This window comes from Streptomyces sp. NPDC004539 (assembly GCF_040610055.1).
Lineage (GTDB): Bacteria > Actinomycetota > Actinomycetes > Streptomycetales > Streptomycetaceae > Streptomyces.
Genome location: NZ_JBEXLS010000004.1, coordinates 221,095 through 245,485, shown reverse-complemented (window position 1 = coordinate 245,485; position 24,391 = coordinate 221,095). Strand labels below are relative to the sequence as shown.

The window sequence follows — 24,391 nt, the reverse complement described above, 5'->3', positions numbered from 1 at the left end:
TGCTGGTATTACGGGTATTACGGGTGGGCCGGGTTCAGGGCAGGGTGCTCTGGTACTCGTCGTCCGTGTCCGAGTCGTAGACCAGGGTCCCCCTTGAGTCGTAGCCCTTGAGGTGGGGGGCGCGGGTGACCTGCCGGTCGAGGGTGCCCGACGCGATGTACCAGCCGTGGTCCAGGGTCGCCTCGACGGGGGCGGAGTCGCCGTACTGGGCCGTCACCCGGGTCACCGCGGGGGTCGTCGTGCCGATCGTGGCCCAGCGGAAGGGGAGTTTCCAGTTGCCGTGGTCCAGGACCGACTGCTGGTAGAGGCGGCCGCTGTTGATGTCCGGGGTGAGGGGGGTGCTGGGTGTCTCGTCGCTGCCGGAGATGCTCGCGTTGAGGCCCTCGGCGCGGTCGTCGCGGAGGGTGCAGATGAGGCGGGTCGGGCGGGGGAGGTCCTTGACGGCGACGACGTACGTGCCGTCGCCGGGGGAGTTCGAGTCGCCGGTGCTGTGCATGGCGAGGATGATGCGGTAGCCGTCGGCGGCGCCGAGTCGGTCGTACGCGGCGGGGGAGTCGGTCTCGCGGTCGTAGGCGATGCACTTCTCCAGGCCCGTGGCGGCCTCCTCGAAGGTGACGCCGTCCAGGAGCTGGCCCGGGGTGGCGGGCGGGGTCGGGGACTCGGGGCTGGGGCTCTGATCGGCGGGGAGACGGTACTGGTCGGGCGCGGGGCTGCCCCGGTCGGGCGCCGAGGTCCCGCCGCCGGTCGGTGAGGTGCCCCGGGCGGGGGTCTCCCGGGGGCCGGTCGTCGGGCCCGCGACCGTCAGGTCAGCGCCTTTTCCCCCGTTCACCCCGGTGACCACCCACGCGCTCACGGGGACGACCCCCAGCGCCACGAGCACCGCCCCCGCCGCCGCGACCCGCTTGCGCCGCTCCACCACCCCACGCCGCCGGATCGCCGGATACGGCACCGGCGACGGCCGGATGGCGTACGCGTCCTCCGCGAGCAACTCCCGTACCCACTCCTCGGTCTCCCCGTCCCCGGGGCCCCCACCCCACTCCTCACACCCCTCCCGCTCACCACTCATCGCTGGGTCCTTTCCGGTCTGTCGGGGTGGGGGGTGCCGTCACGTCGCCCCGGGGACCGGCGGAGACACCGGCGGGGGGTGGGGGAGTTCTTCGGGGGAGGGGGGCGCCTTGCGGCGGGACACCGACGCCGAGGGGCGGCGGGGCCGGGGCGAGGGGTGCGCCGGGGGCGGGTGAGGGCACGGAGCCGTGCGGCTGTGCGGCCTCAGGGCTCAGGGGTGGGGCCGGGGCGGGTGAGCGGACCAGGGGCGCGTGTCCGAGGTCCGGGCCTGACGACGCCGAAGGGGCCACGCCGGATGAACAGGCAGGGCCGGCGGCGGAGTCGGCACCCTCCACGGAAACCGGCGCGAGCAACACGCCCCCGCCACGCGGCCCACCCCCGGCCTCCGTCGGCGAAACCCCGCGCACAGCGGCACCGGCCCGCACCGCCCAAGCCTCACCCCCAGCCCCAGCCCCGCGCCCAGCCGCAGCACCCCCCGTCGGCTCCCCGTCCCCGGCGAACCCGTCCCCCGCCCCCGGCCGGGCAACCCCGCCGCCCACGCCCGCCGGAGTCACCGGAGCCGCACGCCCGGCCGGACGGCTTCCCGCCCCCGGCCACGCGGCCTCACCCTCCAACGGCCGGCCCCCCTCGATCTCTCCCCCCTCGATCCCCGAGCCTTCGGGCACGTCCCCCCGAGGCCCGGACACCCCCCGAGAGGGCCCACCCCCGTGGGACCCTCCCTCGGGTGTCCGGGCCAGTTCTGGGTGGGTGCGGAGTTTGGCGAGGCCCTTGGAGGCTTGGCTCTTCACCGTGCCGGGGGAGCAGCCGAGGATGTCGGCGACCTCGGACTCGGAGAGGTCCTCCCAGTAGCGCAGGACGACCACCGCCCGCTGGCGGGGCGGGAGTTCGGCGAGGGCGGTGAGGAGGGCGCTGCGGTCGTCGGTGGGGTGGTGGGGGTCGAGGGACGGGGTCTCCGGGGGCGCGGAGGTCAGGGACTCCCGGACCCGGCGCTTGCGGAAGCGGTCGTTGTTGCAGGTGACGAGCATGCGGCGGACGTACGCCTCGGGGCTGTCCGCCCGGGAGACCCGGCGCCAGGAGCGGTACGCCTTCGCGAGGGCGGTCTGCGTCAGGTCCTCCGCGTGGTGCGGATCGCCCGTCAGCAGGTACGCCGTCCGGACCAGCCGCGACCACCGCGCCCGGACGAACTCCTGGAACTGCTCTTCCAGCTCGTCGCGCATCAAGTACCCCTCCTCGCCCCCCAGACCACGCACCGCCCCGATTCGGTTGCCCCGCCGAGCAGAATGGTCGGATGGAAATGTGGGAGAGGAACGAACCGGGCGTCCTGGAACTGCCGTCGGGACGCCGCGTACGCGGACGGGGCCTGCGCCACCCGATGCCGAGCACACCCCCGGCGTACGGCCTCTACCTCCTCGGCAGCCCACCCCCACCCGCCGACTGGCCCGCCCGCTGGCTGAGTTGGCCCGACTTCCGCCTCCCCAAGGACCACCAGGACGCCCGCGACGCCCTCACGGAGGCATGGCACCGCTCCGCCGGGGAACGCGTCGAGGTGGCCTGCGGCGGCGGCCGGGGCCGGACGGGTACGGCGCTGGCGTGCCTGGCCGTACTGGACGGCGTCCCTCCTGAGCGGGCCGTGGAGTTCGTGCGCCGCAACTACCACCGCCGCGCCGTCGAAACCCCCTGGCAGAGCCGGTACGTACGGCGGTTCGGCCATGTCTAGCGTGCTGGTGATCGGCGCCGGGGTGATCGGCCTGACCACGGCGGTCCACCTCGCGGAGTCCGGCCACGAGGTGCGCGTGGAAACGGAGTCGCTCCCCGAGGAGACCACCTCGGCGGCAGCGGGCGCCTCTTGGGACCCCTACCTCGCGGAACCCCTTCACCTGGTGGAGAGTTGGAGCCGGCGCACCCTCACGGCACTGCGCGCGCTGAGCGAGGACCCGGCGAGCGGCGTCCGTCTCGTCGAGGGCACGCACGAGTCCCGCATCCCCTGCGCCCTTCCGGCGTGGGCGAGTTGGGCCGACGCCAAGTCCTGCGCCCCGCGCCCGGGTTACGCCGAGGCGTGGCGCTACCGGGCCCCCGTGATCGACATGCCCCGCTACCTCACCCACCTCACCGAACGGCTCCGGGCGGCCGGCGGCACCCTGCGCCGGCGCCGGTACGAGACCCTCCCCCCGGCCCCCGTCGTCGTCAACTGCACGGGCATCGGCGCCCGGAGCCTCGTGGACGACCCCTCCGTGCACCCCGTACGCGGCCGGCTCGTCGTCGTCCGCAACCCCGGGATCGACACGTTCTTCTGCGACGACACCCCGGACGCGGACGAACTCACCTACTTCTACCCCCACTTCGCGCACGTCGTGCTCGGCGGGACCGCCGACGCGGGCGCCTGGGACACGGGGCCCGACCCCGAGACCGCCCGGCGGATCGTCCGGCGCTGCGCGGAGGTCGAACCCGCCCTGGCCGGGGCGGAGTTGATCGGCCACCGGGTGGGGCTGCGCCCCGTCCGCCCCCAGGTCCGCCTGGAACGCGAGGGGAACGTGATCCACAACTACGGTCACGGCGGCGCGGGCGTCACCCTGTCGTGGGGCTGCGCACAGGACGTCGAGGCCCTGCTGACCGACTGAACGGCCCTTTCGCTCCCGGACCCGCTGCCCCCCTGACCGGCCCCCTCACTCCCGCACCTGCCACTGCCGCCGCGCCGACGTCCCCTCCTCCGCCCCGCGCCGGAACAGGTACAGCCACGTCCGCCCCAGCAGCGCCACCGCCAGCGACACGGTCCACGGCCAGCTCGTCACCTCCGTCGCGACGACCGCCGCCCCGGTCAGCGGGGACAACACGGTGAACGCGGTCAGGACGAGGTCGGCGGCGCTCTTGCGGTACCGGTGGGCGATGGAGAACTCCGACCACTCGTACCACCCGAGCCCCACGCTCAGCAGCGCGGCCAGCACGGTCGTCGACCAGCGGTCCCCACTGGCCTGCGCGTAGGTGACGGGCAGGGAGATCACGAACGGCAGGACACCGCCGTACTCGGAGAGGATGTTGCCGTACTTCATGATCCGGGCGAAGGAGTTGGACCGGATGCGCGCCAGCTCCCCCGACGCGGAGGCGTAGACGATGAGGGACAGGACCGTCGCGAAGGTCGCCCCGATCAGCAGGAGCCGGACGTCGTCGGGGAAGCGGGTCGAGGTGAACGCGAAGCCCAGCAGGAAGGTGATCGCCGCGAGGATCGCCCCGGAGAACGCGATGCCCGCGGCGGCCTCGCCGGACTGGAGGGCCGCCGGGTCGTCCTGCTCGAACCGGGTGATCTCGAAGGCGAGTCGGCCGCTCAGCGGCACCAGCGCGGTCACCGCCTGGTCCGGCGGCGCGAGCGACTCGACGAGCTGCTCCCGGGCCCCGCACGGCACGAGGTAGCGGGCGTCCGGGTCGACGTACTCGACGCGGCTCTTGTGCTGGAAGTGCAGACAGAGCCCGTCGGCGTCCCCGCCGGTGCGCAGCACGCGCGTCCCGACGAACCCGCCCTTCAGCAGCAGCCCCGCGCCGGGTATGTCCGACGCCTCGACGACGGCCGACAGCAGCGGACGCGGGCCGGGCAACTCGGCGACCCTGGAGGCGAGTTCGTCGAGGAGGCGCAGGGCGACACCTCGCCGGCGCGCGTCCGGCCGTACGGCGATCGCGGTCAGGCGTACGTGTCCCGGTGCGGGGCGTTCGGCGGTGGCGCAGCCGAGGAGGCGGCCGTCGTGGACGGCGACCAGGGTGAGGGCGGCGCCCGGCGGGGGCGGTTCGCCCTCGAACAGGTCGGTGAGGAGGGGGAGTTCGTCGTCCCGCGCGTCACGTGCCGACCAGCCGTCCATGTGAACCTCCCCCGAAGCCGAGGCGATCCTACGGACTCACCGCCGCCTCGGCAGCCTCTTCGCGGCGAACGGTCAGCAGCAGCAACGGAGTTGCCAGCAGGAGCAGGCCCGCGAGACCGAGCGCCGTCCGGGTCCCGGCGAGTCCGGCGACCACACCCCACAGCGCGGTCAGCGACGCGATGCCCGCCTTCGTGCTCACCGACCACGCCGACAGCACGCGCGCCACCCGGTCCGAAGGGGTCGTCTCCAGGCGGAACGTGGCGAGGACGGTGTTGTAGGCGCCCGCGCAGGTGATCAGGCCCAGCTCGACGACCATGACCAGGACGAGCCCGGCGGCGCCGTGGCCCACGAAGGCGAGCCCCAGCGGCCAGCAGGCCCGCAGGGTGCCGAGCCACAGCAGCATCCGGCGCCGGCCCCAGCGCGGGACCAGCCGCCGGGCGAGCCGGGAGCCGATCAGCCCGCCGACGCACGGCGCGGCGAACGCCAGCGCGTACTGCCAGGGCGGGAAGTCCAGCTCGCCGAGCATCAGCACCGCCAGCAGCGGGGCACCGGCCATGATCAGGCCGTTCACCACCATCGCGTTGAGCAGCAGGGGGCGCAGGACGGGGTGGGCGAGGAGGTAGCGCCAGCCTTCCAGGAGTTCACGCCAGCTCAGCGCGGGCGCCTTCGCGGGCTGCGGCTCCCTGCCCTTCACCCCGGCCAGGCCCAGCGCCGACAGCAGGAAGCTCACCGCGTTCGCGACGACCGTCACGACCGGGCCGACGGCGCCGATCGCCGCGCCGCCGAGCGGGGGGCCGAGCATCGTCGCCGTCCACATCGTCGACTCGAAGCGGGCGTTCGCGGTGAGCAACTGGTCCTTCGGGACGAGCCACTTGACGAACGCGCCGCTCGCCGAGGTGAACGTGATGTCCGCGGCGGCGACGACCACCGACACGATCAGCAGCTGGACGAGCCCGAGCAGCCCGAACGCGTACGCGAGCGGCACGCTCAGCAGGGCCGCGCACCGGACGAGGTCCATCGCGACCATCACCGGGCGCTTGCGCCGGAACTCCACCCACGGTCCCAGCGGCACCGCCGCCAGCGCCCCCACCGCCGGGCCGACCGCCGCCAGCGCCGACACCGCCGCCGGGCTCGCGTCCAGCGCCAGCACCGCGATCATCGGAAACGCGTCGAACGCCAGCCACGTACCGAACACACTGACCGCGTACGCCCCCCACAGCCACCGGAAGTCCCGCCCCACCAACGCCCCCGCCCTGACAGAAAGCCGATCGATCCTTCAGAAAGCCGCTCGATGCGAGAATGACCCCATGAGCCTGTTCCGCGACGACGGCATCGTCCTACGCACCCAGAAACTGGGCGAAGCGGACAGAATTATCACCTTGCTCACCCGCGGCCATGGCAGGGTACGCGCCGTCGCGCGGGGTGTGCGGCGGACAAAGTCGAAGTTCGGGGCGAGGCTGGAACCTTTCTCGCACGTCGATGTCCAGTTCTTTACCCGGGGGAGTGAACTGATCGGCCGGGGACTGCCGTTGTGTACGCAGAGTGAGACGATCGCTCCTTACGGTGGCGGCATCGTGAGCGACTACGCGCGGTACACCGCCGGGACGGCCATGCTGGAGACGGCCGAGCGGTTCACGGACCACGAGGGGGAGCCGGCGGTGCAGCAGTACCTGCTGCTGGTGGGCGCGCTCAGGACGCTGGCCCGCGGCGAGCACGCCCCGCACCTCGTGCTGGACGCGTTCCTGCTGCGCTCCCTCGCCGTCAACGGCTACGCCCCCAGCTTCGGCGACTGCGCCAAGTGCGGACTGCCAGGGCCCAACCGGTTCTTCTCCGTCGCCTCCGGCGGCTCCATCTGCGTCGACTGCCGGGTCCCCGGCAGCGTCGTACCCTCGCCGCAGACCTTGGTCCTCCTGGGCGCGCTGCTTACGGGAGACTGGGAGACGGCGGACACCGCGGAGGCCCGGCACGTCCGCGAGGGCAGCGGACTCGTGTCCGCCTATCTGCACTGGCACCTGGAGCGGGGGCTGCGCTCGCTCCGGTACGTGGAAAAAAGCTAGGGAGACGAGAAGGACATGGTCGTACGCGGGATTCTGGGGCGTCAGCGGCGTGAGTACCAGGCGCCGGAGCCGCACCCCTCCGGAGCCCGTCCGCCCAAGCTCCCCGGCGAGCTCGTGCCGGAGCACGTGGCGATCGTCATGGACGGCAACGGCCGCTGGGCCAAGGAGCGCGGGCTGCCCCGTACGGAGGGCCACAAGGTCGGCGCCGAGCAGGTCCTCGACGTCCTCCAGGGCGGCGTCGAGATGGGTGTGAGGAACATCTCGCTGTACGCCTTCTCCACCGAGAACTGGAAGCGCTCGCCCGACGAGGTCCGCTTCCTGATGAACTTCAACCGCGACTTCATCCGCAAGAGCCGCGACCAGCTCGACGCCCTCGGCATCCGCGTGCGGTGGGTCGGCCGGATGCCCAAGCTGTGGAAGTCCGTCGCGCAGGAGCTCCAGATCGCCCAGGAGCAGACGAAGGGCAACGACAAGCTGACCCTCTACTTCTGCATGAACTACGGCGGCCGGGCCGAGATCGCCGACGCGGCCAAGGCGCTCGCGGAGGACGTGAAGTCCGGGAAGCTCGACCCGTCCAAGGTCAACGAGAAGACCCTCGCGAAGTACCTGTACTACCCGGACATGCCGGACGTCGACCTCTTCCTGCGCCCCAGCGGCGAGCAGCGCACCTCCAACTACCTGATCTGGCAGAGCGCCTACGCCGAGATGGTCTTCCAGGACGTCCTGTGGCCCGACTTCGACCGCCGCGACCTGTGGCGGGCCTGCGTCGAGTTCGCCTCCCGCGACCGCCGCTTCGGCGGGGCCATCCCGAACGAGGAACTCCTCGCGATGGAGGGCAGGACGGCGGAAGACCAGGGCCGGACGGCCACCTGAGCGCCACCGGGGGTTCACGCGGCTCACGGACGATCCGCCCATGAAGCACGTAACCCCCGCGTTCGCGGCCCTCTGCGCCGTGCTGGTCGCGGCGACCCCGGCGCTCGCCGCCGACCGACAGCCCGCCCACGCCGTCAGCTACGGCACGAAGGCCCCGTACCAGCCCCGGCAGAACCCGGCGTCCTACTCCAAGGCCCCCGCCGGGTTCACCCCCGTCTTCACGGAGAACGTCTCCCGGCACGGCTCCCGCGCCGCCACCGACAGCTCCGACGGCGATCTGATCCTCGCGCTCTGGGACAAGGCCGCAGCGTCGGGTCAACTCACCGGCAAGGGCGAGGAGTTCGGGCCCAAGGTGCGGGCGCTGCTCGCGGCGATGGCCAAGGTCGGGTACGGGAACCTGAGCGGGCGGGGCCGGGAGGAGATGCGCGACACCGCCGACCGCATGGCGGCGCGGCTGCCGGGGCTCTTCGGCGAGATCGCCGCGTCCGGCGAGAAGATCGACGTCGTCAGCTCCGGGCAGGGCCGCGCGGTCGACAGCGCGAACGAGTACGCCGGTGAACTCGCCGCGAAGGACCCGGCGTTGAAGCCGCTCATCGGGGCCACCCGCACCGACAAGGATCTCCTGTACTTCCACAAGTCGGCCGGCGGCAAGGCGTACCAGGAGTACCTGGCGAACGACCAGCGCCTCGCGGCCACCCTCAAGTCGATCACCGACCAGCCGAAGACCCAGCGGGCGGCGGTCGGTGTGCTGCGGAAGATCTTCAAGCAGGGCTTCGTGAACGGCCTTTCGGCCGCGGACCAGGTGGCCGCCGCCGAGGCCGTCTACAACCTGTACGCCATCGCCCCCGCGATGATCAAGGAGAGCCCGGGCGGCCGGGGTTGGGGCCTGGAGCGCTACATCTCCCGCACCGACGCAGCCTGGTTCGGCTACCTCGGCGACGCCGAGGACTTCTACGAGAAGGGCCCCGGCTTCTCCGACTCCGACATCACCTACAAGATGGCGAACGTCCTGCTGGACGACTTCTTCAACCAGGTCGAGTCCAAGAGGTCCGGCACCTCCACCCTCGGCGCCGAACTCCGCTTCACCCACGCCGAGGAGATCATCCCCCTCGCGGCTCTGATGGGCCTCCCGGAGAGCACGAAGCCGGCGACGCCGGGCGTCTCGTACACGTACGACAACAACCCCTGGAGAGGCGCCGACGTGTCGCCCCTGGGCGCCAACATCCAGTGGGACGTCTACCGGAAGGGCACCCAGTACCTCGTACGGATGCTCTACAACGAGAAGGAGATCCCGTTCAAGGCGGGCTGCAAGCCGGTCGCGAAGAACAGCAAGTTCTACGACTTCAAGGAGTTGCAGCGCTGCTTCGGGCGCTAACGCGCGGCGCACTCCGCGCAGGTGCCGAAGATCTCGACCGTGTGCGCGACGTTGACGTAGCCGTGTTCCGCGGCGATCGCCTCGGCCCACTTCTCGACGGCCGGGCCCTCGACCTCCACCGCCTTGCCGCAGACGCGGCAGACGAGGTGGTGATGGTGGTCGCCGGTGGAGCAGCGGCGGTACACCGACTCGCCGTCGGACGTGCGCAGGACGTCCACCTCGCCGGCGTCCGCGAGGGTCTGGAGGGTGCGGTAGACGGTCGTGAGGCCCACCGAGTCGCCCTTGTGCTTGAGCATGTCGTGGAGCTCCTGCGCGCTGCGGAACTCGTCGACCTCGTCGAGCGCCGCCGCCACGGCGGCACGCTGCCGGGTGGAGCGGCCCTTCACGGGCGGTCCAGCGGTCGTCACCGTTGCCTCCTGAACGTCTGAACACCTGCCCGGCCATTGTGCCAGCCCGGCCTGTGCCCGGTCAGACGCCGACCCCGTCGCCCGCCTTCCGGCTGGCCGGAATCGCACACTCCGCCGGGTCCCCCGGGGGCTGCGCGAGGGCGTGCGCGCGGGCGCGTCGGCGGGCGAGCGGCGCGGAGACCGCCGTGAGCAGGATGAACGCGCCGATGGTCAGCAGGACGATCGTCGCCCCGGGCGGCACGTCCTGGTAGTACGAGGTGATCGTCCCGCCGATGGTCACGCTCACCCCGATCGCCACCGCGATCGCGAAGGTCGCCGCGAAACTCCGGCTGAGCTGCTGCGCGGCGGCGACGGGCACCACCATCAACGCGCTGACCAGCAACAACCCGACGACCCGCATCGCGACGGTGACGGTGACGGCCGCCGTCACGGCCGTCAGCAGGTTCAGCGCCCGCACCGGCAGCCCGGTGACCCGCGCGAACTCCTCGTCCTGGCTGACGGCGAAGAGCTGCCGCCGCAGCCCGAGCGTGACGAGGACGACGAACGCGGCGAGGATGCAGATCGCCGTCACGTCGGACTGCGAGACGGTCGACAGCGACCCGAACAGGTACGACGTGAGGTTGGCGTTGGAGCCGGTCGGCGCGAGGTTGATGAACATCACACCGCCCGCCATACCGCCGTAGAAGAGCATCGCGAGCGCGATGTCGCCCCGGGTCTTGCCGTACCAGCGGATCAACTCCATGAGGACCGCGCCGAGCACGGACACCAGCGTCGCCATCCACACCGGCGACCAGGAGAGCAGGAAGCCGAGGCCGACGCCGGTCATCGCGACATGGCCGATTCCGTCGCCCATGAGGGCCTGGCGGCGCTGGACGAGGTAGATGCCGACGGCGGGCGCGGTGATGCCGACGAGGACGGCGGCGAGCAGGGCCCGCTGCATGAAGGCGTAGTCGAGGAAGTCCATGTCAGCTCAGCAGTCCCGTGTGCATCGGCTCGTGCGGGTGGACGTGGTCGTGGCCCGGCAGGGCATGCTGGCCGACCGCGCGCGGGGGCGGGCCGTCGTGCTGGACGCAGCCGTCGCGCAGGACGACGGCCCGGTCGATCAGCGGTTCCAGGGGCCCGAGTTCGTGCAGGACGAGCAGGACCGTCGTCCCGGCCGCGACCTGGTCCTTCAGGGTCTGCGCCAGCACTTCCTGGCTCGCGAGGTCGACGCCCGCCATCGGCTCGTCCATGATCAGCAGCTCGGGTTCGGAGGCGAGGGCGCGGGCGATCAGGACGCGCTGGTGCTGGCCGCCGGAGAGGGCGTCCACGTTGTCCTTGGCCCGGTCCGCCATGCCGACCAGCTCCAGGGCCTGGCGTACGGCCGCGTGGTCCGCCCTGCGCAGGACGCCGAAGCGGGCGCGGGAGAGGCGGCCGGAGGAGACGACCTCGGTGACCGTCGCGGGGACGCCCCCGGCGGCGGTCGTGCGCTGCGGGACGTACCCGACGCGCGACCAGTCCCGGAACCGCCTGCGGGGCGTGCCGAACAGCTCGATCTCCCCGGCGCTCAGCGGGACCTGGCCGATCACGCTGCGGATCGCCGTCGACTTGCCGGAGCCGTTGGCGCCGAGCAGCGCGACGACCTCACCGCGCCGCACGGTGAGGTCGATCCCGCGGAGGACGGGCCGCGAGCCCAGCTCGGCGCGCACGCCGCGCAGGGTGATGACGGGCTCTGAGGTCATGCCGTCCTCCAAGTCACTTCACGCTCACTTTGTTCCCAGGGCGGTCTGGAGGGCCTTGAGGTTGGCTTCCTGGACCGAGAAGTAGTCCTTGCCGCGGGACTTCTCCGTGATGCCCTCGATCGGGTCGAGGACGTCGGTCTTCAGGTTCGCGTCCGAGGCGATGGTCTTCGCGGTCTTGTCGCTGACGAGCGTCTCGTAGAACACGGTCGTGACGCCGTCGGCCTTGGCCATCTTCTCAAGGTCCTTCACGCGCGCGGCACTCGGCTCCGACTCGGGGTCGAGGCCGTTGATGGCCTCCTCGGTCAGGCCGTAGCGCTCGGCGAGGTAGCCGAAGGCGGCGTGGGTCGTGATGAACACCTTGGTCTTGGTGTCGGCCAGGCCCGTCTTGAACTGCGTGTCCAGGGCGGCCAGTTTGGCGACCAGGGCGGCGGTGTTCTTCTTGTAGTCGGCCGCGTGGTCCGGGTCGGCCTTCTCCAGGGCCTTGCCGACGCCCTGGGCGACCTGCGAGTAGCGGACCGGGTCGAGCCAGATGTGCGGGTCGAGGCCCGCCAGCTCGTCGTTCTCGGTGTGGTCGGACTCGGCGGAGTGGCCGCCGACCTCGTTGCCGTGCTTCTCCAGCGAGGTGAGGGAGGCGGCGTCCACCTTCGTCTTCACCGACGACTGCTTCACGGCCGCGTCCACCGACGGCTGGAGGTTCTTCAGGTAGACGATCGCGTCGGCCTTCTCCAGGCGCGCGGTCTGCTTGGCGCTGATCTCCAGGTCGTGCGGCTCCTGGCCGGGCTCGGTCAGGCTCTCCACGCTGACGTGGGTGCCGCCGATCTGCTCGGCGAGGAAGGCCATCGGGTAGAACGACGCGACGACGTCGAGCTTGCCGTCGCTGTTCGTGGCGGCGGCACTGTCGGAGGAGCAGCCGGTGAGGGCGGCGAGGGAGAGGGTGCCGGCCGCCGCGAGGGCGGTGCCCGATATGAGTCGTCGTACGTTCATGAAAGCCATTTTCAACAAATATGGAAACCGTTGTCAACAAGCGTTCGGTAAGAGCAGGTGAGGGGCGGGGAGAAGGGCGGGGAGCGGGGCGGGCGGGCCGTGGGGCGGTGCTTGGGAGGGGTTCGATTTGTAGGTGGGGGAGTCTCCGCCGGTACCCTGAGGTTTCGCTCCGAAGCGGCGCTCTGAAGCAGGTGTTTCGGCTTCACGCGCGAGCGCCCCCGCTTCGTCGTCCGTCGTCGTTATTCGTCGTTATGAAGAGAGCACCGTGGCCGCCGACAAGATCGAGACCATCGTCAGCCTTAGCAAGCGCCGTGGCTTCGTATTCCCGTGCAGTGAGATCTACGGCGGCCAGCGGGCCGCCTGGGACTACGGACACCTCGGCGTCGAGCTCAAGGAGAACCTGAAGCGCCAGTGGTGGCGTTACATGGTGACGTCCCGTGAGGACGTGGTCGGTCTCGACTCGTCCGTCATCCTGGCCCCCGAGGTCTGGGTCGCCTCCGGTCACGTCGCCACCTTCTCCGACCCGCTGACCGAGTGCACCGCCTGCCACAAGCGGTACCGCGCGGACCACCTGGAAGAGGCGTACGAGGCCAAGCACGGCCGTCTCCCCGAGAACGGCATGGCCGACATCAACTGCCCGAACTGCGGCAACAAGGGCCAGTTCACCGAGCCCAAGCAGTTCTCCGGCCTGCTGTCGACCCACCTCGGCCCGACCCAGGACACCGGCTCCGTCGCCTACCTGCGGCCCGAGACCGCGCAGGGCATCTTCACCAACTACGCCCTGGTGCAGACCGCCGCGCGCAAGAAGCCGCCGTTCGGCATCGCGCAGATGGGCAAGTCCTTCCGCAACGAGATCACGCCCGGCAACTTCATCTTCCGCACCCGCGAGTTCGAGCAGATGGAGATGGAGTTCTTCGTCAAGCCGGGCGAGGACGAGAAGTGGCAGGAGTACTGGATGCAGGAGCGCTGGAACTGGTACACCGGCCTCGGCATGCGCGAGGAGAACATGCGGTGGTTCGAGCACCCGAAGGAGAAGCTCTCCCACTACTCCAAGCGCACCGCCGACATCGAGTACCGCTTCCAGTTCGGCGGGAACGAGTGGGGTGAGCTGGAGGGCGTCGCCAACCGCACGGACTACGACCTCAACGCGCACTCCAAGGCGTCCGGCCAGGACCTCCACTACTTCGACCAGGAGGCCGGCGAGCGCTACACCCCGTACGTCATCGAGCCCGCCGCCGGTGTCGGCCGCTCCATGCTGGCGTTCCTGCTCGACGCGTACGTCGAGGACGAGGCGCCGAACGCGAAGGGGAAGCTGGAGAAGCGGACGGTCCTGCGGCTCGACCACCGCCTGGCTCCCGTGAAGGTCGCCGTCCTCCCGCTGTCCCGCAACGCCGACCTGTCGCCCAAGGCGAAGGGGCTCGCGCAGGCGCTGCGGCAGAACTGGAACATCGAGTTCGACGACGCCGGTGCGATCGGGCGCCGTTACCGTCGCCAGGACGAGATCGGTACGCCGTACTGCGTCACCGTCGACTTCGACACGCTCGACGACAACGCGGTCACCGTGCGTGAGCGGGACTCCATGAAGCAGGAGCGGGTGTCGCTGGACCAGATCGAGGGGTACCTGGCGAGCCGGCTGGTCGGCTGCTGAGGTCCGCACTTCGACGCCGGGTCCCCTGTCGGTCGGGGGCCCGGCGTTCTGGGTCGTGCGGGTGTGGCGATCAGTTCACCTTCACGGTGACCGTCGGCGAGTACACCTTCCCGGAGGCGATCCGCAGCTTCTCCGCCCCCTTCGTGTTCAGCTTCCCCTTGAGCGAGTAACTGCTGCCGTTCTTCACGGTGGTGGACGCCTTCAGCGTCGTCCACTTGCCGTCCTTCTCATGCTGCAACGTCAGCTTGGCCCCGACCTTCAGCCCCTTGGTCCGACCGGTGAAGGTGACTTCGTCGCCCTGTTTCACCGAGGACTTGTCGGCTTTGACGGTGATCGACGCGTCACTCATGGGCGACGCGCTCGGCTTCGGCTTGGGGGTGGCCGCGGCGTACGAGGCCGCCGCCCCGCCTGCCGCCAACGCCACGGACATCGCCCCGGCGGCCAGCGCACGGGCGATCCGGCTGTGGAGTACGGAGTTCATGGATGACGTCCGTTTCTACGGTGATCCCCCTCGGTGTGCCTCTACAGGGTTACGCCGGTCGGGCGAGGGCGCGAGTCGGGAGGGGGAGGCCGGGGGCGCGAAAGGGTCGAGAAATATTGATACGCGGGGGATGACGACGTACCAGAGCGCCCATTGACGGGTTTTATGAGTCGGCCCTGACGTCGTTTGTCCGTGGGTCCTGAACCGGTCATCCGAAGGTCGTACGGCAGGCGGGGTGTGATTTGTCTCGCCGGTTGTGTGGCCTTTTTCGCAGGGCGAGTTTCTTCATCCACTCGGAACTGGGAACGTCCTCGACCACCTCCCCCTCACCGTGGGGATCTGTCAGGCCGCCGTCGCGGCCGTGTGCATCGGGCTGTGGGCCCTGTTGACCCGGCGTCGGCCGCCGGTCTCGCCGTTCGTCACGTTCTTCCTGTGCGGATCGCTGATCGACGTGCTCCGCTGGACGGACTTCGCGGGGCACCTGGGCCTCGGCCCGTACGCCCTTCTGCTCCTCGGCTCCGCGCTGTGCGCCTACGCCTCCTCGCTCATCATCATGAGCGGATTCGGGATACGCGCGATCGACCTGCTCGCCATCGGCGCGCGGGGCCGGTGGCGCTGGCCGTTCTGGTGCGGCAAGGGTCTGGTGGAGGGGGTCCTCCTCCTCGCGGGCTGGCTGCTCGGCGGGCCGGTCGGTATCGGGACGGTTTCCTTTCTCGTCTTCGTCGACCTGCTGATCGAGCCTTTCGTCCGCTTCAACCGGCGATATCTGGCTCTGCGGGACCATGGGTTCTATGCCCAGGCGGGGCGGTCGCGGGTTCAGGCTCAGGCTGTGGCGTGAGGGGAATTCCTCGAATCCCGCTCGAAAGGGGAAAGGGAAATTGCCGCCCACTCTCTTCGGGGAGGGGCGGCAATATCGTTCGGGGAGTGGCCGGTGGCCGGGTGTCGCTGCTCGCGGGAGGGAGGGTATGGCGAGGGTGGTCCGGCCGGTCTCGGAAATCGGCACCCGCATGGTGACGGGCGTCCCGGAGGGCGAGGAACTCGGGCCCGTCCGGAGAGGCGAACAACCCTTGAGCGCCTGGCCCCGCCCCCGGCCCTGGCGCGCCGACCGCCGGCGCGGACGAACGGCGGCCCCGCTCACCTCCCCCCCCCGCTCACCTCGCCCCGGCCCCCACCCCCTGGACCTCCGGCACCCGGAGCCGCGCGGCCGTCTCCTCCGCCGTTCCCCGGGCCCACCGCCCGCTGGTGAGGAGCCCGAGGGTCAGTACGGAGATCCCGCAGCCGACGATGATCCACCAGCCCGGGGTCGCGGCGGAGGAGAACGTCTCGCGGTAGGCGGAGGCGGTGATGCCGGAGGCGAGGACGGCGCCCACGACGGCGACACCGAGCGTCTGGCCGAGCTGCCTGCTCGTGGAGGCCACGGCCGCGGCGAGGCCCGCCTGCGCGCGGGGCATGCCGGAGACGGCGGTGTTGGTGATGGGCGCGTTGACGAAGCCGAAGCCGATGCCGAAGAGGAGGTACCCGAGGAAGCGGCCGGCCGTGGAGCTCTCGGCGTGGAACGCGGCGAAGAGCAGCGCGCCGGAGGACATGGCGACCCCGGCGACGAGGAGCGGGATGCGAGGGCCGCGGGTGCCGACGAGGCGGCCGGAGATCGGCGCGCACAGGAACGTCGGCACCGCCATCGGCAGCATCCACAGCCCCGCGTGGAGCGCGTCGAGCCCCCGCACGTTCTGGAGGTACAGCGTGGACAGGAACAGGAACCCGGCGAGCGCGGCGAACGCGCTGATCGCGATCACCGTCGCCCCGCTGAACGGCGCGGACCGGAAGAACCGCAGATCGATGAGGGGATCGGTACGCCGGGGCTCGTACCACAACAGCCCCCCGAGCGCGGCGAGCGCGAGAACGGCGAACGGCACGCTGGTCCCCGCCCCGGACACCGGCGCCTCGATGATCGCGTAGGTCAGCGCCCCGAACAGCACGATCACCAGCACCTGCCCGACCGGATCGGGCCGCCGGGCCCGCTCGGCACGGGACTCGGGGACGAACCGCAGGGTCAGCAGCAGCGCGGCGAGCCCCACCGGAAGGTTCAGCCAGAAGATCGCCCGCCACCCCACCGACTCGACGAGCAGCCCGCCGACCAGCGGACCGGCGGCCATGGATATCCCGACGACCGCTCCCCACACCCCGATCGCACGGGCCCGCTCCCGCGAGTCCGTGAACGTGTTCGTGATGATCGACATGGCGACCGGGTTCAGCATCGAACCCCCGACCGCCTGGAGCATCCGCGCGACGATGAGCAGATCGAGGTTCGGGGCGACGGAACAGAGCAGAGAACCGGCCGTGAAGATGACGAGGCCCGTCATGAACACCTTGCGGCGCCCGATCCGGTCGGCGGTCGACCCCGAGAGCATCAGGAGCGACGCCAGCACCAGCGTGTACGCGTCGATCGTCCACTGAAGACCCGACGTACTCGCGTCGAGATCGCGCTGCATGGCGGGCAGCGCCACATTGAGGACGGTGTTGTCGAGGCTCACGATCAGCAGGCTCATGCAGCAGATCGCGAGCACCAGCAGTCGACGGCGAGGGCTCAGCTCCGGCATGCCGACCACTGTACGCCCGAATCAATAGTGCGTCTAACTAATGACCGATACAAGATCCTGGACCTCACCCGTTCGGCCCACCCGTCCCATGCGCGACAATGGGGGAATGTCCACGACCGCCCAGCCGCTCCAGATCGGCCCGCACACCGTCCAGCCGCCCGTCGTCCTGGCACCCATGGCCGGCATCACGAACGCGCCCTTCCGCACCCTGTGCAGGGAGTTCAGCGGCGGCAAGGGCCTGTTCGTGAGCGAGATGATCACCACCCGCGCGCTGGTCGAGCGCAACGACAAGACCATGCAGCTCATCCGCTTCGACGCGACCGAGACGCCCCGCTCGATCCAGCTGTACGGCGTCGACCCGGCGACCGTCGGCAAGGCCGTCCGCATGATCGCGGAGGAGGGCCTCGCCGACCACATCGACCTGAACTTCGGCTGCCCCGTCCCGAAGGTCACCCGCAAGGGCGGCGGCTCGGCGCTCCCGTACAAGCGCAACCTGCTGCGCGCGATCCTCCGCGAGGCCGTCTCCGGCGCCGGGGACCTCCCCGTCACGATGAAGATGCGCAAGGGCATCGACGACGACCACATCACCTACCTCGACGCCGGCCGCATCGCCGTCGAGGAGGGCGTGACGTCCATCGCCCTGCACGGCCGCACCGCCGCCCAGCACTACGGCGGCACCGCCGACTGGGACGCCATCGCGCGCCTCAAGGAACACGTCCCCGAGATCCCCGTCCTCGGCAACGGCGACATCTGGTCGGCGCAGGACGCGCTGCGGATGGTCCGCGAGACGGGCTGCGACGGCGTCGTCGTCGGCCGGGGCTGCCTGGGCCGCCCGTGGCTGTTCTCGGACCTGGTCGCGGCCTTCGAGGGCCGCCCCGAGGACATCGCGCGCCCCTCCCTCAAGGAGGTCGCCGACGTCATGGTCCGCCACGCCACCCTCCTCGGCGAATGGCTCGGGGACGAGTCGAGGGGCGTCATCGACTTCCGCAAACACGTCGCCTGGTACCTGAAGGGCTTCGCGGTCGGCAGCGAGATGCGCAAACGCCTCGCGATCACCTCGTCCCTGGCCGAACTCCGCTCCGGACTCGACGAGTTGGACCTCGACCAGCCCTGGCCCACCGGCGCGGACGGGCCGCGCGGCCGGACGTCCGGCAACAACCGCGTCGTCCTCCCCGACGGCTGGCTCAAGGACCCGTACGACTGCGCGGGCGTGAGCGAGGACGCCGAACTCGACACCTCCGGCGGCTGATCGACGCCCTCTCGACACCGCGCGGGACGCCACCGACACTGATCGCGTGGCGGACAGCGCGGTGTGGGTCGCGGCATTGACCGGCGGTACGGCCGTACTGGCGGGCTGGGTCACCAACTTGGGGAACGTCCGCGCGGCCAGGGTCCAGGCGGAGGCGTCGGCGAAGGCCCAACAGGCGAGCCGGGTACGGGAGTCGCGGCGGGACGCGTATCTGGAGCTGATGCGCTGCGCGCACGGGATGAGCGAGCTGTACTGGAAGGTCGGCGAGGTCCGCTACCAACCCTCCGACCCCGAACGCTTTCTGACGCACATTCAGGAGATGCGGGTCGAGACGCGTGAGGCGTACGACCCGCTCATGCACAGCGTGCGGGTCATCTCGCTGGAGGGGCCCGGCCGGCTCGCCGAACTGGCCAGAGCGGTACTGGCGGCAGCCGCGCGCACCAGCGGTTCCCTCTCGGGGATCTCCCGTAGCGAGCCGGAGGAGTTCGCCCGCTTCGACGCGGCCATGGAAGCCTACTCGGCCTCCCTGACCGCGTTCGTCGAAGCGGCGCGCGACGCGATGAACGAGCCTTCGTGAAGCGTCAGTCGGTCTTCGAGTGTCAGTTGGTCTTCGGGTGCGGAGTCGACCCGTACGCCGTGAGGAAGCGGTCGCGGAACTGGTCCATCTTCCAGACGGGGGCGTCGTGGGCGGGCTTGAGGCCGTCCGTCCAGTTCCAGTCGGCGACCTTCTCCAGGACCTTGGGGTCCTTGGCGACGATCGAGATCGGGACGTCACGGCTGGCCTGGTTGCCGCTGACCTTGGCGTTCGGCTGGTGGTCGCCGAGGAAGACGAGGACGGTGTTGTCGTCGGCGTACCGCTCCATCCACTGGGTCAGCGCGGTCACCGAGTACTGCACCGACTTGCCGTACTCCTCACGGGCCTTGGTGTCGTCGCTGTAGACGTCCGAGGACTTCTTGCCCGCCTTCTGGATCGCGTCGAAGACCGAACCGTCGCCCACGTCCTCCCAGTCGACCAGGCTCGGGATCGGCGCCCACGGCATGTGACTGGACGTCAGGATGATCTCGGCCATCAGCGGCTTGTCCCGCTTCTTGCCGTGCTCAAGCCGCTGGTACGACTCCAGCGCGTACTGGTCCGGCATCGTCGACCAGCTGAACTTCGGCCCCTGGTACCCCATCTGGAACGCGTTGTAGACCTTGTCGAGCCCGTAGTACTTCTGCTCCGGCCAGCTCTTCTGCACCCCCGGCATGATGCCGACGGTGTCCCACGCGCCGGTCTTCTGGAACGCCTTCGTGAGGGAGAGGTGGTCGCTCGCCATCACCGTGCGGTAGCGCTGCTGGTTGTCGATCCACAGCCCCGACATGGTCGTCGAGTGCCCGAACCAGCTCCCGCCGCCGTACGTCGACGACGTCAGCCAGCCGCTCTTGGCATGGAATCCGATCTTCGCGAGCGCCGCCGTGTTCTCCGTGAGCATCTTGTCGACGCCCGGCGCCATGATCGGGTCCTCGATCGCGCTGCGGCCGTAGCTCTCGATGAACGTGAACAGCATGTCCTTGCCGCGCAGATCCGGAACGAGCTGTGACGGGGGCGTGTTGCCGAACTTGTCGCTCTTCGCGATCTTCTTGAACGCGGCCTCGTCCTTCAACGTCGCCTCGACCTGCCGCCGTTGGGAGTTCAACCCGGCCGCCGCCCGGTACGAGGCGAACGGGATGCCCGCGACATTCACGGTGAGGATCGTGCACGTGATCCATGCCGTCCCCACCAACAGGGTTCCCCGTGTGGCCCGTTGGACGTCCCGTCCGAGAATGTTCCCGATCCTGACGAGCGCGCCCACCATTCCCACGAACAGCAGGGCGACGAGGACGACCAGCCCGATCGCGAGCAGGTTCGCCGCCGTCTTCCCCGAGGAGTCCGCCACGTACGACTTCGCGTCGTCGAGCAACTCCCAGTCCAGCACGGGGTTGAAGCTCCGGCCGAGGTAGTCCCGGTACCCCATCTCCAGGCCGTTGACGACGGTCAGCGCCGCGAGGCCGATGCCCCCGACGACCGCGAACCAGAACCGGGCCCGCTTGGGCAGCGCGATCAACAGGGCGGCGACGACGACGGCTTCACCGGGCAGCCGGATGAACGTCGACAGCTTGAAGGCGGCGACGGAGACGGGCAGCAGGAACGACGTGTAGACCAGCAGCACCGAGAGAACGGTCCCGGTCCACCACACCACCTTCGCGGCGACGGGGTACCGGCCGCGCCACTCCCGGACGACGGCGAACCGCTTGCCGGGCGGCTTCCCCGGGCCTTCGACGTCGGGCTTCTCGGCGACCTCCGGTTCAGCGGCCTCGGGCTCAGTGACCTCGGGTTCCTCGACCGCCTTCTCCGCCTCGGTGCTCACCGCATCCCCCGTCTCCTCGGACGGCGTCGGTTCCGGCTGTTGGCGTGAGTGTGTGGAGACAGGCACCCGAAGGTCCTTCCGTACGAGGCAGTGGCCCAGATGGGCGGCGGACCCGGTGTGGAGGTCCGGGTCCGCCATCATTTCGTACGGGCCGGTCGGCGCACGTGTTCAGCCCACGGGGGCAGAATCAGGCAAACGCCGGGCAAACGGTGAACCAAGGGCCGAAGCGGCTACGCCCCGCCCACCGCCGTCAGCAGAGCCAACGGCGCCGCCGCCGACCGTGATTCGCGAACGCACGCGTGCGGATAGGGCACCGGTACCTCTTGGGTACCCCTCCCGTACCCCGCGAGTACCTCCGGCAGCCGATGCCCGCCGACCGTCGCCGCGTCCACCAGCGCGTGCGCCACCGCCCGGGCCTCGTCGTGCAACCCGTACCTCGCGAGACCGAGCGTGATGAGCGCGTTGTCGTGCGGCCACACGGAACCCCGGTGGTAGGAGAGCGGGTGGTACGCCGCCTGCCCGGCCGCCAGCGTCCGCACCCCCCACCCGGAGAAGAAGTCGGGCTCCAGCAGCCGCCGCCCCACCACCTCCCCGTACTCCTTGTCGAGCAGCCCGGACCACAGCAGATGCCCGGCGTCGGAGGCGATCGCGTCGACCTGCCGCCCCTCCCCGTCGAGCGCGAGGGCGGGGAACGAGGCGCCCGGCATCCAGAAGTCCCGCTGGAACCGGTCCCGCAGATCCGCCGCGGCCTGTTCGAGGAGTTGCGCGTACGTCTCGTCCGCCCAGGCGGTACGTGATACCCAGGCGGTACGCCGCAGCGCGTCGTACGCGTACCCCTGAGCCCCGGCGGCCATCACGGTCCCCCGGACCCGGGTCCCGTCGGCGGAGCAGATCGCCCCGGGGGAGTCCTTCCAGTTCTGGTTGGCGAGGCCGCCCTGGTCGGCGCGGTAGACGAGGTAGCCCCGGGAGGAGAGCCCGCCGTGGTCGAGCATCCAGTCGATCGCGGCGCGGGCGTGGGACTCCAGACGGCGGGCGAGCGAGACGTCACCGGTCTGCTCCACGTACGCCCCGAGGAGGACGAGGAACAGCGGCGTCGCGTCGACGGACCCGTAGTACCGCCCGTAGGGGACCTGCTGGAAGTGCGCCAGCTCGCCGTGCCGCACCTCGTGGACGATCTTCCCGGGCTGCGACACCGCGTGCGGCCCGGTCTCGGTGGCCTGGCTCGCGGCGAGCGCCCGCAGCGTGGCGTCCGCGAGCTGCGGCCGGTAGGGCAGCGCGAACAGCGAGGTGAGCAGCGCGTCCCGGCCGAGGAGCGCGAGGAACCAGGGCGCCCCGGCGGCCGGCACCCGCAGCTCCTCCCCGTCGGGCCCCACGGCCGGCACCTGGAGGGAGGCGAGGTCGGCGAGCCCCCGCGCACAGGCGGCGGCCAGCTCCGGCCAGCCGGTGGGGAACGCGACCCCCTCGACGAACTCCGCCTGGGAGGCGCGGAGTTCCTCGCTGAGCGCGGCGGGCGAGCGGGGTACGCGCAGCGCCCGCTTCTCGCCGTGCGGCCGGGCCATCACGCGTAACGTCAGCTCCGCCGCGCCGTGCGGCTCCAACTCCAGGGACCACACGAGCCGTCGGGCCCCGGTCCCGGTCTCCTCGACCCCGTCGGGCGCGGGGTCGGCGGTGACCGTCGTACAGGACCGCCACTCGCCGCGCTGGTAGCTGAACTCCACCCCGTCGTCGAGTACTTGGCGACGCCGGACGACCCCGGACTTGGCGTAGGTGCGGTGGTCGGAGCGGAGTTCGAACTGGTCCGTGAAGTCGGCGTCGGCGGTGACCGCGAGCCGTACGGTCGTCGGCACCGGCCGGTTGCTGACGACCCGCAGCGTCTCGATGAACGCGCCGTCCCCGACGGCCTGTTCACGGAAGAGCGTGCAGGACGGCGGATCGGTCCGCCCGCCGCGCGGTACGAGGACACAGTTCGCGGTGTCCTCGGCGACGACCGGGGTCAGCGCCTCGGGGACGGCCCCGTCGACCGTGAGCTGCCAGCGGCTCAGGTGCCGTGCGTCGCGCACGAAGAGCCCTTCCGGCGAGGAGCCGGAGCGTACGCCGCTGATGTCCCCGCGCTCCCCGACGGCGGCGAACGTACCGCCGTGCACGAGCAGATGATGTCGGTCCGTCATCCCCGGTCCCCTCCCTTGGTCCCCGCGACGGTCATGGCGTGCTCTGACGCCTCGTCAAGTTCCGTGTCGTGCAGCAGATCCAGCGTGAGCGCGGCGGTCCAGCCGAAGCCGGTCGCCCCGCAGGCCGCGCCGGTGTACGGGTCGACGTACTCGGCGAACTCCGTGTCGCCCGCCGTCCGCAGGAAGCCGGCGCGCAGCGCGTCGGCGCGGACGCTCTCGCCGTGCTGGCGCAGACCCCGCTCCAGCAGCCAGCTCGTGTTGAACCAGGCGGGCCCGCGCCAGTACCGGTGCGGGTCGAACGCCTCGCCCAGCAGGTCGTACGACGGGACGAGCCGGGTGGTGTCCCCGAGCCCGAAGTGCCGCCCGCCCAGCGTCCGTACGACGGCCTCGGCGACCTCGCGCGGCAGGCCGGGCAGCAGCAGCGGGACCAGGCCCGAGACGCCGCGCTCGCGGATCAGGCCGCCGCCGACGACGTCCCGGCAGAAGAACATGCCCTCGGCCGGGTCCCAGAGCCGCTCCAGGAGCGCGCCCGTCAGCCGTTCGGCGCGCGCGTGCCGGGCGGTGCCCGTCGCCCCCAACTCGTGGGCGATGCGGGCGAGTGCGTGCTCGGAGGCGACCAGCAGGGCGTTGAAGGCGGGGTCCTCGACGGCGAACTCCCCGGCCCCGTCGGCGTATCCGCCGTCCCGGTAGTCGGTCGCGAGGCGGACGTACCGCCCGTAGTCGAGGTCCGTCGGACGGTCCTCGGCGGCGCCGTGGTCGAGGTCGGCGCGCCGGAAGGAACGCGCGGGCGCGGGCGTGATCCGCGCCAACGGGGCGTCCCAGCAAGGGGAGTTGTCCATACCCTGTTCCCAGGGGTGGACGACGGAGACCAGCCCGCCGCCGCCGAGGTCGCGCCGGTGCAGCAGATAGCGGTGCCAGGCGGCGAGCCGTGGGTAGACCCGGGACAGGAATCCGCGCGCCCGCGACAGACCGGGGTCGGCGCAGTGCACGAGCCAGGCCGCCAGCGCGTGGACCGGTGGCTGCACGATGCCGGAGGTCTGTACCGTGCGCGGGGCGCCCGCCGCGCGCCCGGCGACCGAGGAGCGCCAGAAGTCGGGGCTCGGGAAGTACGCGTCGAGCGGGACGGAGGGGTTGAAGACGATGTGCGGGATGCGTCCGTCGCCCCACTGGGCCGCCAGCAGCGTCTCCAGCTCGGTCTGCGCGCGCACCGGCGAGACGTGCCTGAGGCCGATCGAGATGAACGCCGAGTCCCACGACCACTGGTGGGGGTACAGGCTGCGGGAGGGGACCGTCGAGGTCCCGGTCCAGTTCTCCCGTAGTACCCGTACCGCCCTGAGGTGCAGCGATCCCGTACCGCCCGGATCGTATGCAGTGGTGTGCCCGGCGGTGCGGGCGATGAGCTGGGCAGTGCGATCCACTCGGGGCTCCCCGACGACGACATGGCTGACCGGCCGGTTCGGTAGTGGCTACCGTAGGGTTACGTCTATTTAACACGCAAAACTCAATATGTAATGCAAGCTTGAGAAACACAAGG

Annotated in this window: 21 protein-coding genes and 1 pseudogene; 9 read left to right on the top strand and 13 right to left on the bottom strand. The window is 71.0% G+C overall.

The features are described 5' to 3' along the window. Positions 1–34: 34 nt before the first annotated feature. Entirely contained in the window at positions 35–1,066 is a 1,032-nt protein-coding gene (locus ABZX85_RS10570) for a hypothetical protein (RefSeq protein ID WP_355864704.1), read from the bottom strand. A 727-nt stretch (positions 1,067–1,793) separates the two neighbouring features. Beyond that, positions 1,794–2,282, bottom strand: a pseudogene (locus ABZX85_RS10565) (SigE family RNA polymerase sigma factor); the annotation flags it as partial. 71 nt (positions 2,283–2,353) lie between these two features. Here ABZX85_RS10565 and ABZX85_RS10560 point away from each other — a divergent pair. Together ABZX85_RS10560 and ABZX85_RS10555 are read left to right on the top strand one after the other, a co-directional pair. Next, positions 2,354–2,782: a protein-tyrosine phosphatase family protein gene (locus ABZX85_RS10560; protein WP_355864701.1), complete on the top strand. Its 429-nt coding sequence runs from the start codon at positions 2,354–2,356 to the stop codon at positions 2,780–2,782. Continuing rightward, entirely contained in the window at positions 2,775–3,683 is a 909-nt protein-coding gene (locus ABZX85_RS10555; protein ID WP_355864698.1) for an FAD-dependent oxidoreductase, read from the top strand. Before ABZX85_RS10560 ends, ABZX85_RS10555 begins: the two co-directional genes overlap by 8 nt. A gap of 45 nt (positions 3,684–3,728) precedes the next feature. Here ABZX85_RS10555 and ABZX85_RS10550 read toward each other — a convergent pair whose 3' ends face one another. Beyond that, positions 3,729–4,910: a GNAT family N-acetyltransferase gene (locus tag ABZX85_RS10550; protein ID WP_355864695.1), complete on the bottom strand. Its 1,182-nt coding sequence runs from the start codon at positions 4,908–4,910 to the stop codon at positions 3,729–3,731. 28 nt (positions 4,911–4,938) lie between these two features. Beyond that, positions 4,939–6,150 carry an MFS transporter gene (locus ABZX85_RS10545; protein ID WP_355864693.1) on the bottom strand — a complete coding sequence of 404 codons (1,212 nt, stop codon included), beginning with the start codon at positions 6,148–6,150 and terminating at the stop codon, positions 4,939–4,941. A gap of 67 nt (positions 6,151–6,217) precedes the next feature. Here ABZX85_RS10545 and recO point away from each other — a divergent pair, with 67 nt between their 5' ends. Genes recO through ABZX85_RS10530 form a run of 3 tightly spaced genes read left to right on the top strand, consistent with a single transcriptional unit; the run spans position 6,218 to position 9,215 of the window. Next, entirely contained in the window at positions 6,218–6,967 is a 750-nt protein-coding gene (gene recO, locus ABZX85_RS10540; protein WP_355864691.1) for a DNA repair protein RecO, read from the top strand. Between the two features lie 15 nt (positions 6,968–6,982). Continuing rightward, on the top strand, positions 6,983–7,840 hold the full coding sequence (locus ABZX85_RS10535) for an isoprenyl transferase (RefSeq protein WP_355864689.1): 858 nt from the start codon (positions 6,983–6,985) through the stop codon (positions 7,838–7,840). A 40-nt stretch (positions 7,841–7,880) separates the two neighbouring features. Then, entirely contained in the window at positions 7,881–9,215 is a 1,335-nt protein-coding gene (locus ABZX85_RS10530; protein WP_355864686.1) for a histidine-type phosphatase, read from the top strand. Here ABZX85_RS10530 and ABZX85_RS10525 read toward each other — a convergent pair. From ABZX85_RS10525 to ABZX85_RS10510, 4 genes are all read right to left on the bottom strand, one after another. Further along, positions 9,212–9,622, bottom strand: coding sequence for a transcriptional repressor (locus ABZX85_RS10525; protein ID WP_355864683.1), 411 nt, complete (start codon positions 9,620–9,622; stop codon positions 9,212–9,214). The genes ABZX85_RS10530 and ABZX85_RS10525 overlap by 4 nt on opposite strands. 61 nt (positions 9,623–9,683) lie before the next feature. Next, positions 9,684–10,586 carry a metal ABC transporter permease gene (locus tag ABZX85_RS10520; RefSeq protein ID WP_355864681.1) on the bottom strand — a complete coding sequence of 301 codons (903 nt, stop codon included), beginning with the start codon at positions 10,584–10,586 and terminating at the stop codon, positions 9,684–9,686. 1 nt (position 10,587) lies between these two features. Then, positions 10,588–11,343, bottom strand: a complete 756-nt coding sequence (locus ABZX85_RS10515) for a metal ABC transporter ATP-binding protein (RefSeq protein ID WP_355864678.1) — start codon at positions 11,341–11,343, stop codon at positions 10,588–10,590. 24 nt (positions 11,344–11,367) lie between these two features. Next, positions 11,368–12,327 (bottom strand): metal ABC transporter substrate-binding protein, encoded by a 960-nt coding sequence (locus tag ABZX85_RS10510; RefSeq protein ID WP_355864676.1) that lies wholly within the window; start codon positions 12,325–12,327, stop codon positions 11,368–11,370. 265 nt (positions 12,328–12,592) lie between these two features. On the opposite strand from ABZX85_RS10510, the gene ABZX85_RS10505 reads away from it, so the two are divergent. After that, a complete protein-coding gene (locus ABZX85_RS10505) occupies positions 12,593–13,975 on the top strand; it encodes a glycine--tRNA ligase (protein WP_355864673.1) in 1,383 nt (460 codons plus the stop codon). Between the two features lie 70 nt (positions 13,976–14,045). On the opposite strand, the gene ABZX85_RS10500 is transcribed toward ABZX85_RS10505, so the two are convergent. Next, positions 14,046–14,456, bottom strand: coding sequence for a hypothetical protein (locus ABZX85_RS10500; protein ID WP_355864670.1), 411 nt, complete (start codon positions 14,454–14,456; stop codon positions 14,046–14,048). 331 nt (positions 14,457–14,787) lie between these two features. On the opposite strand from ABZX85_RS10500, the gene ABZX85_RS10495 reads away from it, so the two are divergent. Then, entirely contained in the window at positions 14,788–15,294 is a 507-nt protein-coding gene (locus tag ABZX85_RS10495; protein ID WP_355864667.1) for a hypothetical protein, read from the top strand. Positions 15,295–15,607: 313 nt separating this feature from the next. On the opposite strand, the gene ABZX85_RS10490 is transcribed toward ABZX85_RS10495, so the two are convergent. Then, positions 15,608–17,053: an MFS transporter gene (locus tag ABZX85_RS10490; RefSeq protein WP_355864664.1), complete on the bottom strand. Its 1,446-nt coding sequence runs from the start codon at positions 17,051–17,053 to the stop codon at positions 15,608–15,610. 106 nt (positions 17,054–17,159) lie between these two features. Between ABZX85_RS10490 and dusB the strand changes: the two genes are divergently transcribed. Continuing rightward, positions 17,160–18,302, top strand: coding sequence for a tRNA dihydrouridine synthase DusB (dusB, locus tag ABZX85_RS10485; RefSeq protein WP_355864661.1), 1,143 nt, complete (start codon positions 17,160–17,162; stop codon positions 18,300–18,302). 46 nt (positions 18,303–18,348) lie between these two features. Continuing rightward, a complete protein-coding gene (locus tag ABZX85_RS10480; protein WP_355864658.1) occupies positions 18,349–18,879 on the top strand; it encodes a hypothetical protein in 531 nt (176 codons plus the stop codon). A 22-nt stretch (positions 18,880–18,901) separates the two neighbouring features. Here the strand turns inward: ABZX85_RS10480 and ABZX85_RS10475 are convergent, their stop codons facing one another. The 3 genes from ABZX85_RS10475 to ABZX85_RS10465 all read right to left on the bottom strand — a co-directional run bounded on the left by ABZX85_RS10475 (position 18,902) and on the right by ABZX85_RS10465 (position 24,275). Then, a complete protein-coding gene (locus ABZX85_RS10475; RefSeq protein WP_355864655.1) occupies positions 18,902–20,830 on the bottom strand; it encodes a CDP-alcohol phosphatidyltransferase in 1,929 nt (642 codons plus the stop codon). A gap of 89 nt (positions 20,831–20,919) precedes the next feature. Continuing rightward, the gene (locus tag ABZX85_RS10470) at positions 20,920–22,857 is read right to left on the bottom strand and encodes a glycogen debranching N-terminal domain-containing protein (protein WP_355864652.1); all 1,938 of its coding nucleotides are present in this window, start codon (positions 22,855–22,857) and stop codon (positions 20,920–20,922) included. Further along, positions 22,854–24,275, bottom strand: coding sequence for a hypothetical protein (locus tag ABZX85_RS10465; protein WP_355864649.1), 1,422 nt, complete (start codon positions 24,273–24,275; stop codon positions 22,854–22,856). Before ABZX85_RS10465 ends, ABZX85_RS10470 begins: the two co-directional genes overlap by 4 nt. Positions 24,276–24,391: the final 116 nt, after the last annotated feature.